This window comes from Pseudoflavonifractor phocaeensis (genome assembly GCF_038439875.1).
GTDB lineage: Bacteria > Bacillota > Clostridia > Oscillospirales > Oscillospiraceae > Vermiculatibacterium.
The window spans coordinates 78,086-91,996 of record NZ_JBCDMT010000003.1 but is presented as its reverse complement, the minus strand read 5'-3'; the positions used below and the strand labels follow the sequence as shown (position 1 = coordinate 91,996).

The 13,911-nt window shown below is 61.7% G+C and carries 12 protein-coding genes and 1 riboswitch; of the genes, 6 read left to right on the top strand and 6 right to left on the bottom strand.

The window, feature by feature from the left end:
* Positions 1 to 5: 5 nt before the first annotated feature.
* From AAEU42_RS05110 to AAEU42_RS05100, 3 genes are read left to right on the top strand one after another with little or no spacing between them, the layout of a single operon-like run.
* Positions 6 to 1,187: an aspartate aminotransferase family protein gene (locus AAEU42_RS05110; RefSeq protein ID WP_342232460.1), complete on the top strand. Its 1,182-nt coding sequence runs from the start codon at positions 6 to 8 to the stop codon at positions 1,185 to 1,187.
* A 12-nt stretch (positions 1,188 to 1,199) separates the two neighbouring features.
* The gene (gene argF / locus AAEU42_RS05105; protein WP_342232459.1) at positions 1,200 to 2,114 is read left to right on the top strand and encodes an ornithine carbamoyltransferase; all 915 of its coding nucleotides are present in this window, start codon (positions 1,200 to 1,202) and stop codon (positions 2,112 to 2,114) included.
* Positions 2,114 to 2,743 (top strand): MBL fold metallo-hydrolase, encoded by a 630-nt coding sequence (locus AAEU42_RS05100; protein WP_342232848.1) that lies wholly within the window; start codon positions 2,114 to 2,116, stop codon positions 2,741 to 2,743. The genes argF and AAEU42_RS05100 overlap by 1 nt, the downstream gene beginning before the upstream one ends.
* Positions 2,744 to 2,772: 29 nt before the next feature.
* Here the strand turns inward: AAEU42_RS05100 and AAEU42_RS05095 are convergent, their stop codons facing one another.
* Together AAEU42_RS05095 and AAEU42_RS05090 are read right to left on the bottom strand one after the other, a co-directional pair.
* Complete coding sequence (locus AAEU42_RS05095; protein WP_342232458.1) at positions 2,773 to 3,489, bottom strand: YczE/YyaS/YitT family protein; 717 nt, start codon at positions 3,487 to 3,489, stop codon at positions 2,773 to 2,775.
* A 42-nt stretch (positions 3,490 to 3,531) separates the two neighbouring features.
* Positions 3,532 to 4,230: a helix-turn-helix transcriptional regulator gene (locus AAEU42_RS05090; RefSeq protein WP_342232457.1), complete on the bottom strand. Its 699-nt coding sequence runs from the start codon at positions 4,228 to 4,230 to the stop codon at positions 3,532 to 3,534.
* Positions 4,231 to 4,596: 366 nt separating this feature from the next.
* Here AAEU42_RS05090 and AAEU42_RS05085 point away from each other — a divergent pair, with 366 nt between their 5' ends.
* The gene (locus AAEU42_RS05085) at positions 4,597 to 6,234 is read left to right on the top strand and encodes a tryptophanase (RefSeq protein ID WP_342232456.1); all 1,638 of its coding nucleotides are present in this window, start codon (positions 4,597 to 4,599) and stop codon (positions 6,232 to 6,234) included.
* Positions 6,235 to 6,486: 252 nt separating this feature from the next.
* Positions 6,487 to 7,857: a sodium-dependent transporter gene (locus AAEU42_RS05080; protein ID WP_425288195.1), complete on the top strand. Its 1,371-nt coding sequence runs from the start codon at positions 6,487 to 6,489 to the stop codon at positions 7,855 to 7,857.
* 121 nt (positions 7,858 to 7,978) lie between these two features.
* Here AAEU42_RS05080 and dinB read toward each other — a convergent pair whose 3' ends face one another.
* Both dinB and AAEU42_RS05070 read right to left on the bottom strand, forming a co-directional pair.
* Complete coding sequence (gene dinB, locus AAEU42_RS05075) at positions 7,979 to 9,178, bottom strand: DNA polymerase IV (protein ID WP_342232454.1); 1,200 nt, start codon at positions 9,176 to 9,178, stop codon at positions 7,979 to 7,981.
* Positions 9,179 to 9,265: 87 nt separating this feature from the next.
* The gene (locus AAEU42_RS05070; RefSeq protein ID WP_342232453.1) at positions 9,266 to 9,982 is read right to left on the bottom strand and encodes an ECF transporter S component; all 717 of its coding nucleotides are present in this window, start codon (positions 9,980 to 9,982) and stop codon (positions 9,266 to 9,268) included.
* 85 nt (positions 9,983 to 10,067) lie between these two features.
* Positions 10,068 to 10,207: riboswitch (FMN riboswitch) on the bottom strand.
* Positions 10,208 to 10,378: 171 nt separating this feature from the next.
* Here AAEU42_RS05070 and AAEU42_RS05065 point away from each other — a divergent pair.
* Positions 10,379 to 10,882 carry an SLOG family protein gene (locus AAEU42_RS05065; RefSeq protein ID WP_342232452.1) on the top strand — a complete coding sequence of 168 codons (504 nt, stop codon included), beginning with the start codon at positions 10,379 to 10,381 and terminating at the stop codon, positions 10,880 to 10,882.
* A gap of 31 nt (positions 10,883 to 10,913) precedes the next feature.
* Here AAEU42_RS05065 and AAEU42_RS05060 read toward each other — a convergent pair whose 3' ends face one another.
* The gene (locus AAEU42_RS05060) at positions 10,914 to 11,210 is read right to left on the bottom strand and encodes a hypothetical protein (protein WP_342232451.1); all 297 of its coding nucleotides are present in this window, start codon (positions 11,208 to 11,210) and stop codon (positions 10,914 to 10,916) included.
* A gap of 126 nt (positions 11,211 to 11,336) precedes the next feature.
* On the bottom strand, positions 11,337 to 13,901 hold the full coding sequence (locus AAEU42_RS05055; RefSeq protein WP_342232450.1) for an ATP-dependent Clp protease ATP-binding subunit: 2,565 nt from the start codon (positions 13,899 to 13,901) through the stop codon (positions 11,337 to 11,339).
* Between the last annotated feature and the right edge of the window lie 10 nt (positions 13,902 to 13,911).

Sequence of the window (13,911 nt, the reverse complement as noted above, 5' to 3'; positions counted from 1 at the left end):
CAGATATGACCCATGAGGAACTGGTCAAGCTGGACCATCAATACACCCTTCAGACCTACGGGCGTTTCGACGTGGACATCGACCACGGCAAGGGCGCCAGGCTGTGGGACCTGGCGGGGAAGGAGTATGTCGACTTCACCGCCGGCATCGGCACCGCCTCGGTGGGCTACGGAAACGAGCGCTGGGCCAAAGCCATCACCGACCAGGCCTTGAAGCTGGGGCACATCTCCAACCTCTTTTACAACCAGCCCTATGCCCGACTGGCCCAGACGCTTTGCCAACGCTCCGGCATGGCGGGGGCCTTCTTCGGCAACTCCGGGGCCGAGAGCAACGAGGGGGCCATCAAGCTGGCCCGGAAGTACTCCTTCGACAAGTACGGCAAGGGGCGGGGGACCATCCTCACCCTGAAAAACTCCTTTCATGGCCGGACGGTGACCACCCTGGCCGCCACGGGTCAGGACGTGTTCCACAACTACTTTTTCCCCTTCACCGACGGCTTCCGTTACGCCGAGCCCACCATGGACGGCATCTCGGAGGTGGCGGGCCACGACGTGTGCGCCGTGATGCTGGAACTGGTGCAAGGGGAGGGGGGCGTATTCCCCATGGACAAGGCCTTCGTCCACGACCTGGCCGTCCTCTGCGCCGAGCGGGACTGGCTGCTGCTGGTGGACGAGGTGCAGACCGGCGTGGGCCGGACGGGGACGCTGTTTTGCTTCCAGCAGTACGGTATCCTGCCCGACGCGGTGACCTTCGCCAAGGGCATTGCCGGGGGGCTGCCCATGGGCGGCTTCCTGGTCAGTGAGCGGTGCAGGGGGGTACTGGGGCCCGGCACCCACGCCTCTACCTTCGGGGGCAACCCCGTGTGCGCCGCCGCGGCGCTGGAGGTCCAGGAGATTTTGGACGACGCCGCTTTGGAACAGGTGGCGGAAAAAGGGCAATATCTGCGCCGCGGGATCGAGGCCCTGGAGCTGCCCTGCCTGGGCAAGACCCGGGGGCTGGGACTGATGATCGGGGTGGAGGTGGCCGAGGGTCACACCAATAAGGAGTTGGCGGCCAAACTGATGGACGCCGGGCTGCTGGTGCTGACGGCGGGGCATAATGTACTGCGGCTGCTGCCGCCGCTGACCATCACCAGGGAGGAAATAGACGAGGGCCTTGCCATCATGGCCCGGGTTTTCGGGGAATAAGGAGGAACGACGATGAATGATCTGTTGAAGCTGCTGGACCTGACCGGCAAGGACATCGACCACATCCTCAACGTGGCCGACCAGATGAAATACAACCAGAAGCACGGCCTGACCCACAACTATCTGGAGGGCAAGACCCTGGCCATGATCTTCGAGAAGAACTCCACCCGCACCCGGGTGTCCTTCGAGGTGGGCATGTACCAGCTGGGGGGTCATGCCCTCTTCCTCTCCGGCAAGGAGAGCCAAATCGGCCGGGGGGAGCCCATTGAGGACACCGCCCGGGTCCTCTCCCGGTACTGCAACGGCATCATGATCCGCACCTTCGGCCAGGACGAGGTGGAGGAGCTGGCCAAGTACGCCGATGTCCCCGTGATCAACGGCCTCACTGATTTTGCCCACCCCTGCCAGGTGTTGGCCGACCTGATGACCATCCGGGAGAAGATGACCCGGCTGGAGGGGCTGAAGCTGGCCTTCATCGGCGACGGCAACAACATGGCCAACTCCCTCATCGTGGGCGGGCTGAAGTGCGGCATGGAGGTGGCGGTGGCCTGCCCCGAGGGCTACGATCCCGACCCCAAGGTGCTGGACTTCGCCAAGGGTCAGAAGTTCACCCTTTGCCGGGACCCCAAGGAGGCGGCGGCGGACGCCGACGCCGTCTTTACCGACGTCTGGGCCTCCATGGGCCAGGAGGGGGAGAAGGAGAAGCGGGAGAAGGCCTTCGCCGGGGTATTCCAGGTGAACGAGGATCTCATGAAGCTGGCCCACCCCGGCTGTATGGTCCAGCACTGCCTGCCCGCCCACCGGGGGGAGGAGATCACCGCCGAGACCTTCGAGGCCCACGCTGAGGAGATCTTTGACGAGGCGGAGAACCGCCTCCACGCCCAAAAGGCCGTCATGGCCATCCTGATGGGGGAGGGGAAGCTGTGATGCTGGAATGTGTCTCGGTGCCCTTCCACGCCTGCGTGCGGCTGGCAGGGGAGGCCGTGGTTTACACGGACCCCTATGGCTTGACGGAGGCCCCCCACGACGCCGACGTGATTTTGGTGACCCACAGCCACTACGACCACCTGTCTCCGGAGGATATCCAGCGGGTGCGGAAGCCGGAGACCGTGCTGGTCCTGCCCGCGTCCGAGGCGGACAAGGCCGAAGGCCTGGGCTTTTCCCGGGAAAAGGTCGTCACCCTGTCCCCCGGGGAGCGGGGGAAGGCCGGGGCCGTGACGGTGGAGGCCGTAGCGGCCTACAATGAGGGCAAGCCCTTCCACCTCAAGCAAAATGGGTGGCTGGGGTACGTCGTCACCCTGGACGGGGCGCGCTATTATATCGCCGGGGACACCGACGATACCCCGGAGGCTAGGGCCGTCCGGTGCGACGTGGCCCTGGTGCCCGTGGGCGGCACCTATACTATGGACGCCAAGGCGGCGGCGGGACTGGTGAACGCCATCCGGCCCAAGGCGGCGGTCCCCATCCACTACGGCAGCGTGGTGGGAAGCCGGGCGGACGCGGAGAAGTTCGTGTCCCTCTTGGACGCTGGGATCGAGGGCGCCATTTTGATGTAGGATTGAATATAGAAAAGCGGAGGACCGGCTTAAGCCGGTCCTCCGTTTTCTTTGTCGTCAGATGGGCAGGGCACCGGGGAGGGGGCCTCCGGGGGCTCTCTGCGGACCCAGCGGCGGAACACCGTCCACAGCTCGGAAAAGCTGTCGTGGTGGACGGTTTTCGGGTCATAGTGGAACAAGGCGAAAACCGCCTGGAGGGCGGGGCCGATGGTGAGCGCGGCGATGATGGTGCCTACGCCGATCTTGGCGCCCATGAAATAGCCCAGGATCAGCGCCGTTATCTCAATGACGGTGCGGCAGACACCCACCTGCAAATGGAGCGGGCGGGAGACGGCTACCATGAGGGCGTCCCGGGGCCCGGCCCCCATGGCGGCGGCCATGTAGAAATAGGTGCCCAGGGCCAGCATGACCTGCCCCAGCAGCATCAAGGCCACGCCGCTCCAGAGCCCCTGCATCTGGGGGATAAGGCCCATCCCCTGGAAAAGGTCCACGAAGATGCCTGGGGCGATGACGCTGACGATGGTGCCCACGCTCAGGGGTTCCTTGAGCAGGGCGGAAATGAGGATGGCCAAGGCGCCCACCAGGATGGTGCAGATACCGAAGGAGAGCCCGGTGACGTTGCTCAACCCCTGGTGAAGAGCGCCCCAGGGATCCAGTCCGATATTGGCCTGCACCAAAGCGGCCACGCCCAGAGAGGAGATGGGCTGGCCGATGATCAGAAAAAATACACGCTTTCGATAACTCATTTCATGATACCTCGTTGTGGGAGATAACAGGGAAGAGGAAGCTCAAAAGGACTCCTCCTTTTCACTGCGGATCCGGGTCAGATAGCGATAGATGCTGGCGGGGGAGCTGCGCAGAGCCTTGGACACGTTGTCCACCGCCCCCCGGAGGCGGAAGACTCCCCGCTGTTCCAGCTGGGAGACGATGCGGATCTTCTCCGCCTGGGTCAGCCGGTCCACCGGCACCCCGTCCTCGCTCAAAACCTCCTGGATGACGCTCTGGGCCACCGAGGTCACGGAGTCGTTGAAGCGCTCCGTTTCGGGCGCGTCCTCTGTCAGCTCCAGGATGTCGCTGCGGATGGCGATGTTGTTCTCCACGTAGTTGTCCGGGTGGATGAGCTGGAACAGCTGGCTGGAGAGGGCCTGGAACTTGCTGTCGTCAAAGTTGATGCACAGCATGCCCACCAGATTCCCGCCGCTGTCCTTGATGTAATAAGTAGAGGAGCGCAGAACCTTATTCCCCCCGGCCAGACCGTTGTAGTTGATCCGGTAGTCCCGCCCGGCGGCGTTTTCCGTGATGGCCCGCAGGGCCATGTCCGTGGGAGGGGAATCCAGGTTCCGGCCGCTGATGTCGCCATTGACGATGGCGATGATGGAGCTGTTTTTGCCGCTGACGTCATGGAGCGTGATCTCATAGCTGGGGCCCAGGGTCAACCCCAGAAATTCCACGAGCTTTGTATACTGTTTCAGCATGGCGCGGTTCATTACTTCACCCCATTAGCTTATTGAAATAAGATAAAAATTGATACAAACGGCGAAAAAATTCTTATCGTGGTGGAACCATCATAACATGGTAAAAGAGAAGAAGCAAGAGATAAAATGGGTAAAGGCAATAGAAATTTTCTCAAAAAGCGTGGTATAAGTTAAGAAGTATATAAAATGCACAGGATTTGAGAGAGATTTTCGGTCAAGATTTCACAAGAACAACTTGACATGAGAAGAAAATGATGATAGCATAATTCTCGCAAGGTACTGTCCGCTAGTCGCAAAGGTCCGGGAATGAAAGCCGACCGCCGACGACCGGGGTATCCTCTAAATAAAGACGATAAACGTCTAATGGAGGTAATAAACATGGAAAAGTACCCGCTGAGTGTTCCCACCCCCCATCATTTCACCTTTGCGGTGCGCGATCTGCCCGAAGTCACCGTAGAGCAGCGTGAGCGCGCGCTGAAGGCCACCCACTACAACGAGTTCGCCTTCCCCGCCGGCATGCTGACCGTCGACATGCTGTCCGACTCCGGCACCACCGCCATGACCAACCACCAGTGGGCCTCTCTGTTCCTGGGCGACGAGGCCTATGGCCGCAACACCGGCTACTATGTCCTGCTGGACACCTTCCGCGACATCTTTGAGCGCGGCGGCGAGAAGAACTGGAAGAAAGTCATCGACCTCGTGCGGACCGACTGCCGGGACGTGGAGAAGATGATGGACGAGATGTACCTGTGCGAGTACGAGGGCGGCCTCTTCAACGGCGGCGCCGCTCAGATGGAGCGTCCCAACACCTTCATCATCCAGCAGGGCCGTGCCGCTGAGTCCGTCCTGATGGAGATCGTGAAGAAGATCCTGGCCGCCCGTCATCCCGGCAAGGTCTTCACCATCCCCTCCAACGGCCACTTCGACACCACCGAGGGCAACATCAAGCAGATGGGCTCCATCCCCCGCAACCTGTACAACAAGGACCTGCTGTACGAGATCCCCGAGGGCGGTACTTACGCCAAGAACCCCTTCAAGGGCAACATGGACATTGAGAAGCTGGAGCAGCTGATCCAGGGCGTGGGCGTTGAGAACGTGCCCCTGATCTTCACCTGCATCACCAACAACCCCATCTGCGGCCAGCCCGTCTCCATGGCCAACCTGAAGGAGATCCACAAGGTTGCCGCCAAGTACGACATCCCCCTGGTCTTCGACGTGGCCCGCTGGGCGGAGAACTGCTACTTCATCAAGATGAACGAGGACGGTTACGCCGACAAGTCCATCGCCGAGATCGCCACCGAGATGTTCTCCCTGTGCGACGCCTTCTGCATGTCCGCCAAGAAGGACGGCCACGCCAACATGGGCGGCATGGTTGCCTTCCGCGACAAGGGCCGATTCTGGAAGAAGTTCTCCGACTTCAATGAGGACGGCTCCATCAAGACCGACGTGGGCGTGCTGCTGAAGGTTAAGCAGATCTCCTGCTACGGCAACGACTCCTACGGCGGCATGTCCGGCCGTGACATCATGGCTCTGGCCGTGGGTCTCTACGAGAGCTGCGACTTCAACTACATGGACGAGCGCGTGAAGCAGTGCGAGTACCTGGCCCAGGGCTTCTACAAGGCCGGTGTCAAGGGCGTCGTGCTTCCCGCCGGCGGCCATGCCGTGTACATCAACATGGACGAGTTCTTCGACGGCAAGCGGGGCCACGATACCTTCGCCGGCCAGGGCTTCAGCATTGAGCTGATCCGCCGCTACGGGATTCGTACCTCCGAGCTGGGCGACTACTCCATGGAGTACGACCTGAAGACTCCCGAGCAGCAGGCCGAGCTGGCCAACGTGGTCCGCTTCGCCATCGACCGCAGCCGCCTGACCCAGGAGCACCTGGACTACGTCATCGCCGCTGTGAAGGCTCTGTACGAGGATCGGGAGAACATCCCCAACATCCGCATCGTCTGGGGCCACAACCTGCCCATGCGTCACTTCCACGCCTTCCTGGAGCCCTACCCCAACAAGTAAGACGCTCCCGGAATGTGAGAAACACCCTGTCAGGGAACTGACAGGCCAGCGAAAATTGTAACGTACCTGTACCACGGAGAAGCGTACAGCAGAGAAACGGGCGTCCGCAAATTGATATATGTATCGATTCCCGCGGACGCCCGTTTTTTGTCCCTTTGGCAAAGAAACGGCAAAGAGAGGCGTTTGGAGAGAGAGTCAACAGCACGATTTTTAAGAGAGAGGTGGATTTTTATGGCAGCTCCTGAGACAACTGTGGAAAAACGCGATGGCTTCCAAAGCAAGTGGGGCTTTATTCTCGCGTGTATCGGTTCCGCCGTCGGCATGGGCAATATCTGGCGTTTCCCCATCATGGTCTCCACCTATGGTGGCCTGACCTTCCTGATCCCCTATTTCCTGTTCGTGGTCCTGATCGGCGCCACCGGCGTGATCGGCGAGTTCGCTCTGGGCCGTTCCGCGTCCGCCGGCCCCATCGGTGCCTTCGGTAAGTGTACCGAAGTCCGTACCGGCAATAAAAAGCCCGGCGAGATCATCGGCTGGATTCCCATCCTCGGTGCCATGGGCCTGGCCATCGGCTACACCGTGGTTCTGAGCTGGATCTTCAAGTATGCCTTTATGTCCATCACCGGCCAGCTGTTCAACCTGGGCACCGACATGGGCGCTATCGGCGGCATGTTCGGCGCTACCGCTCCTGAGACCGCCAGCATCGGCGAGAGCGTCTCCGTGGTCCTGGGCGGCGCGGGCAATGCCCTTTGGCTGGTCATCGGCCTGGTGGTCAGCCTGGTCATCATGGCCCTTGGCGTGGCCGGCGGCATCGAGAAGGCCAACAAGATCATGATGCCCGTCCTGTTCTTCCTGTTCGTGGCTCTGGGCATTTACATCTTCACCCTGCCTGGTTCCGGCGAAGGCTACAAGTACATCTTCACCCTGCAGCCGGGCGGCCTGGCCAACCCCAAGGTTTGGATCTTCGCCTTCGGTCAGGCGTTCTTCTCCCTGTCCGTGGCGGGCAACGGCTCCGTGATTTACGGCTCTTACCTGCCCAAGAACGAGAGCATCCCCAGCTCCGCCCGCAACGTGGCCTTCTTTGACACCCTGGCCGCCATGCTGGCCGCGCTGGTCATCATCCCCGCCATGGCGGCCGGCGGCGCCGAGCTGTCCAAGGGCGGCCCTGGCCTGATGTTCGTCTACCTGGTCAACGTGCTCAACGGCATGCCCGGCGGCCGGATCGTGGGTATGATCTTCTACATCGCCGTCCTCTTTGCGGGCCTGTCCTCCATCGTCAACCTGTATGAGGCCCCTGTGGCCATGCTCCAGGAGCGCTTCAAGGTCAAGCGCGTTCCCGCTGTGGCCATCATCGGTGTGATCGGCGGCATCGTCGCCTTCCTGATTCAGGGCTATACCTCTCAGTGGATGGATATCGTCTCCATTTACATCTGCCCCCTGGGCGCCTTCCTGGCTGGTGTCATGTTCTTCTGGGTGGCCGGCAAGGATTATGTCCTCAAGAACGTCAACGAGGGCTCCGCGAAGCCCATCGGCAACTGGTTCTACCCCCTGGCCAAGTATGGCTACTGCATCCTGGCCATTGTGGCCCTTGTCGCCGGCGCGGCTCTGGGCGGCATCGGCTGATTCCCGCTCCAAAAAACGATCTTATTTTCTCTCCAACCAGACAGGGTGCGGCTTTTTGGCCGCACCCCGTCTGCGCTTTTCCAATAAAAAGGCGCTCCCGCTTTTGGGCGGGAGCGCCTTTTTATTTCGTTTTCTTTTTCAGACGGGCGGGCGTGATGGCCTCCTTGCCGAATTTGTCCCGGATGCCGTCCATGGCCCGCTCCAGTTTTTCCACCTTCTCCCGCCTGGGAGCGGCCTGGGGGGTGAGCAGGTCCAGCTGTTCCCCCGCCTCCTCCGCGGGGATCAGGTTTTGGGCGGTGACGGTGAGGGCCCGGACCGGTGCTTTCGGGTTCCAGGCGCCGTAGAGCAGCTCCATGGCCCCCTGGCTGATCTCCCGGGCCAGGTAGGTGGGCACCGTCAGCGCCTTTTGTCGGGAGATGTCCTTGAAGCTGGGGTCCCGGACGGCGATGTTCACCGTGGCGCATTTCATATTCAGCCGCCGCAGCCGGGCGGCCACCTCGTCGGACAGGAGGGAGACACCGGCCTGGAGCTCCTCCCAGCCCAGCAGGTTCCGGGGAAAAGTGAGGCCGTTGCCCACCGATTTGGGGGGTGGGAGCTCCCGGGCGGGGATGACGGGGGAGTGTTCGGCGCCCGTGGCGTAGTCGTGTAGGGTGGCCCCCTGCTTGCCCAGCATAGAGACGAGGGCGGCGGGATCGAAGCGAGCCAGGTCCCCGATGGTCTGGATGCCGTATTCTCCCAGGGTCTTGGCCGCCGCCCGCCCCACAAAGATCAGCTCGGTGACCGGCAGGGGCCAGAGCAGGTCCCGGTAGTTTTCCCGGGTGATGAGGGTGGTGGCGTCCGGCTTTTTGTAGTCGCTGCCCATTTTGGCGAAGATCTTGTTGAAGGATACCCCCACGGAGATGGTGAGCCCCAGCTCCTCCCGGACCGTCCGGCGGATCTGGTCGGCCAGCCCACGGCCGTCGGTGCGGAACAGGTGGAGGGTGCCCGTCACGTCCAGCCAGCTCTCGTCGATGGAGAAGGGCTCCACCAAATCGGTAAACCGCTCATAGATGGCGTTGACCTTCTTGGAATAGAGGTGGTATTTCTCGTGGTGGGCGGGGAGGAGAACCAGGTCGGGGCACTTCTTCCGGGCCTGCCAGACCGTCTCGGCGGTCTTGACGCCGAAGGCCTTGGCGGGCTCATTCTTGGCCAGGATGACGCCGTGCCGGCTCTCAGGGTCGCCGCATACCGCCACCGGGCGGCTCTGGAGCTCCGGGTGGTCCAGCAGCTCCACCGAGGCGTAAAATCCGTTCAAATCACAGTGCAGGATGACCCGGTCCATCTCCCCGCCTCCTTTTCTTCAATATAGCACACCTGTTCTATAAAAACAACCCCCACACGGAAGTGTGGGGGTTGTAATATCTGGAGGTCAGATTTTGCCCGCCAGCACCAGTGCCAGAAGGATGGTGGTGGCCAGGACAATGATGCCGATGATGGATACGCTGGCTTTGGAAATCCCCTTCTTGGCGGTGTTGGCCGCCTGCCCCTGGCTCTCGGGAGCCAGCCGGGCCCGCCGCAGGGCTGTGACCACAGGCTTATAGAGGACCATGGTGAGGGCGCCGTTCATGGCCGCCTTGATGAGGTTGAAGGGGAGGAAGATGGGGAAGAGCATCTCCACGACCTTCCCACGGGGCACGTTCATATAGAGGGGGGTGATGAGGTAATTCCACAGCAGCATGGCGGCGGTCATGATGATCCCGCCCAGCACCAGGCCCGCCACGGCGCCCGAGACCTGATGGCGGCGGCGGTAGAGGAAGGCGGCGGGGCAGACAAAGGCCACGGTGGAGAGTACGTTCATGAGCAGGCCCACGGGGCCGGTGCCGCTGACCGTCACCATCTCGATGAGGGAGACCACCACCGACACCACAAAAGCGGACACAGGCCCAAAGAGGAAGCCGCCGATGGCGATGACTACGTCCTTCAAATCGAAGGTGAGAAAGCCGGCCACCTGGATGGGGGCGAAAATGACCTTGGACAGGTACATCACCAGATAGGCCACGGTGCAGAGCATGGCCATACAGGCGATCTGCCGGGTGGAGTAGGCGGAGCGGGAAGAGGCGCGGTCGGAGGCAGTGAGTTCAGACATAATAAAACACTCCTTTTTTTGTCGGTAACACCTGAAAGGCCCATGTCTTTCAGGTGTAAAACAAAAAGGAGCGTGCATTTGCTTCACACATCTTCTTTCATCCAGACTTCGCACCCCATAGAGACGCGTCACTGTCGGTCCCGGAGTTTCACCGGGTCAGTGGCCGTTAGGCCAGTCGCGGACTTTACCGCCGATCGGGATTTTCACCCTGCCCTGAAGACATTTTTCATTCAGTTGTTCCGCTTACTATTATAGCGGCTTTTGGGCAAAATGCAATAGGAAATTTGTGATGGAGATCTTGCTTCTGGATTTCGCACAAACGTTCTATTTCCTCTTGACTTCATTGGGACAACTGGGTACAATAAAAGCACCAGACAGAGAGAGGGGACGGGGCCCGTGAAGCGGGAGACCAGCTGTTGTTTTACGGGGCACCGCCCCGATAAGCTGCCATGGCACGGCGACGAGTCGGACCCGCGCTGCGTCCGGCTCAAGGAGGAGATCTCCGCCCAGATCCGCCTGGCCTATGAGAGAGGATACCGGCACTTTATCTGCGGCATGGCCAGAGGGGCGGACTTCTATTTCTGCGAGGCGGCCTTGGCCTTCCGGGAGGAGCGGCCCGGCGTCACGGTGGAGGCGGCCATCCCTTGTGAAACTCAGGCCGCCCGCTGGCCGGAGCGGGACCGGGACCGGTATTTTGACCTGGTGGCCCGGTGCGACTATGAGACCATGGTCCAGCGCGGCTATGACCAGGGATGTATGCTCCGGCGCAACCGGTATATGGTGGACCACGCCTCCTTGCTCATCGCCGCCTTCGACGGCACTCTGGGCGGGACTATGTATACCATCACCTATGCCATCCGCCAGGGCCTTGAAGTGGTGACCCTGGATGTGGAGGCTTAGAGGCGGGCGTGTCCCGCCTCTTTTTTGTTTGTCATCGGAAGAGGTCCGCGGCCCGGCGGACGGCACCCCGGGTCCCGGCGGTGATGATCCGCCCCACAAAATCTCCCCGGGAAAAGGTGATGGCGGACAGATACCAATCCCCGTCGAAGGGGAGGGCCGGGATGGGGAAGGACCGCTGGTCCCCGGCCAGGCTGTCCGGGAGGAGGGGGGCGGTTGACTGAGTCTCCATGGAAAAGGGGAAATTGCCGGTCTCCTCCAAGTCGGTGGCGGTGGGGAGCAGGAGGGCGGCGGTTAGCGCCAGGGCGGCGGCTCGGGCGGTGAGTTTCATGGGGGCACATCCTTTCCTTTTTCCTGTCCTTATTTTCCCATAGAAAGGAAAAGAGGAAAAGAAGAAAACCTTAAGAAACGATAAAACCGCCCGGGGCCAGATGGCCCCGGGCAGTTTCCTGCTTCTTTAGTTGCTCTCCACCGTCAAGGTCTCGCCGTCGGAGACGGCGGTGATGTGGGTGACGGGCTCCATATAGCTGTCGATGATCTTGGAGGCAATGGGGTCCTCCAGGTCCTTCTGGATCTGACGGCGCAGGTTCCGGGCGCCGTAGGTGTTGGAGAAGGACTTCTTCACCAGGTAATTCATGAGGCCCTTGTCGTAAGAGAAGACGATGCCCTTTTCCTTCAGGTTCTCGGTCAGCTCCTTGAGCATGATCTGGGCGATGGCCTTGAAGTTCTCCTCGGTGAGCTTGTTGAAATAGACGATCTCATCCACCCGGTTGATGAACTCGGGACGGAGGAAGCCCTCCAAAGCCTTCATGGCCTTGGCCTTGCCCTGCTCGTCCTCGGTCCGGCCGAAGCCCACGGCCCCGGTGGAGCCGGTGGTGGAGCCGGCGTTGGAGGTCATGACGATGACCGTGTTCTCGAAGTTCACGTTCCGGCCCTGGGCGTCGGTGATGTGGCCGTCGTCCAAAATCTGAAGGAGGATGTTCAGCACGTCGGGGTGGGCCTTCTCGATCTCGTCAAAGAGGATGACGCAGTAGGGCTTGCGGCGCACCTTCTCGGTGAGCTGGCCGGCCTCGTCATAGCCCACATAGCCCGGGGGGGAGCCGATGATGCGGGAGACCGAGAACTTCTCCATGAACTCGGACATATCCAGGCGGATGAGGGACTCGGGGGAGTTGAACATGTCCTGGGCCAGCCGCTTGACCAGCTCGGTCTTGCCCACGCCGGTGGAGCCCACGAAGATGAAGGAGACGGGCTTGCGCTTGGAGGCAATGCCCACCCGGCCCCGCCGGACGGCGGAGGCCACTTCCTTCACGGCCTGGTCCTGGCCCACGATGTGCTCCTTCAGCCGGTCCTCCAGATGGGCCAGGCGCTCATACTCCTGCTCCTGGATCTGGCTGGCGGGGATTTTAGTCCACAGCTCGATGACCCGGGCCAGGTGCTCCATGGTCAGGGGCGGGGCGGACTGGGCCTCCAGCTTGGTCAATTCCTCCTGAAGCCGGGCTTCCTGGCTCTTGATCTCGGCCAGCTGCTCAAAGCTCTGCTCCTGCGGGGCGGAGAGGAGGCGGGTGCGCTCGGCGCCCAGACGCTCCAGCTCGGCGTTCAGGCCGGCCTGCTCTCGCTCGTTGTCCTTGAGGCCGGGGGCCTGGGCGGGGTCCAGGGACAGGGCGGCGTGCTCCCCGGCCAGGGTGGAGAGCTTCCGGCGGATCTCGGCCTGGCGGGCCTCGTTGGCCTTCAGGTCGTTCTGGCGCTTATAGTCCCGGTTGTTGCTCTCGTTAACCATGGCCTCCCGCTTGGCGGCCAACTCCTCCAGCTCCTTTTTGACCTGGCTCTCCCGGGCCAGGGCCTTGTTGTGGAGGTTCACGTCGGAGCAGGCCTCGTCGATGAGGTCGATGGCCTTATCGGGGAGGTAGCGGTCGGTGATGTACCGCTCGGACATGGTCACCGCCGCCCGGCACATGACGGGGGAGATGGAGACAAAGTGGAATTTCTCATAGTAGGGGGCGATGCCCTCCAAAATCTTCACGCTGTCCTCGATGGAGGGTTCGTCCACCATCACGGGCTGGAAGCGCCGCTCCAGGGCGGAATCCTTCTCGATGTACTTGCGGTACTCGGTGAGGGTGGTGGCGCCGATGACCTGGATCTCGCCCCGGGAGAGGGCGGGCTTGAGGATATTGGCGGCGTTCATGCTTCCCTCGGCGTCGCCGGCGCCCACGATGTTGTGGACCTCGTCGATGACCAGGATGATGTTGCCCAATTTCTTGACCTCGTCGATGAGGCCCTTCATCCGGCTCTCGAACTGGCCCCGGAACTGGGTGCCCGCCACCAGGGCGGTCAGGTCCAGAAGGTAGACTTCCTTCCCCTGGAGCTTATAGGGCACATCCCCGGTCTGGATACGCAGGGCAAGCCCCTCGGCGATGGCGGTCTTGCCTACGCCGGGCTCGCCGATGAGGCAGGGATTGTTCTTCTGGCGGCGGTTCAAGATCTGGATGGTCCGGGCAATCTCCTCATCCCGGCCCACGATCTTGTCCAGCTTGCCGTCGGCGGCCTTCTGGGTCAGGGAGATGCAGTAGTTCTCCAGGAACTTCCGCTTGCCCTCTTTACCCTTACCGTTCTTTTCCTCCTTGCCGCCGGTGCGGGCGCCGTCCCCCTTCTCGGGGGCGGCGGGGTCGGGGGGCGTGGCGGCGGAAGCGGCGGCGCCTGAGCCGCCGAAGAGCTTGTTGAGGAAGGGGAAGGTGGCGGTCTTGCCCTCGTCCTCGTCGTCCTCGTCGCCGCTCTGATCCTGCTCGGTGATACCTTCCATGCCCTCGGCGCCGCCGAAGGCGGACATCATCTCATTGGTGAGATTGGCCACGTCGTCGTCAGAGAGGCCCATCTTCTGGATCATATCGTCTACGGGCTTGATGCCCATCTCCCGGGCGCAGTTGAGACAGAGGCCCTCAGTCTTGGTCTCCCCGTTCTCGATGCGCTGGATGAAGACAACCGCCACATTCTTATGACATTTGGAACAAAGTGTAGGCTGCATATTTGGTCAC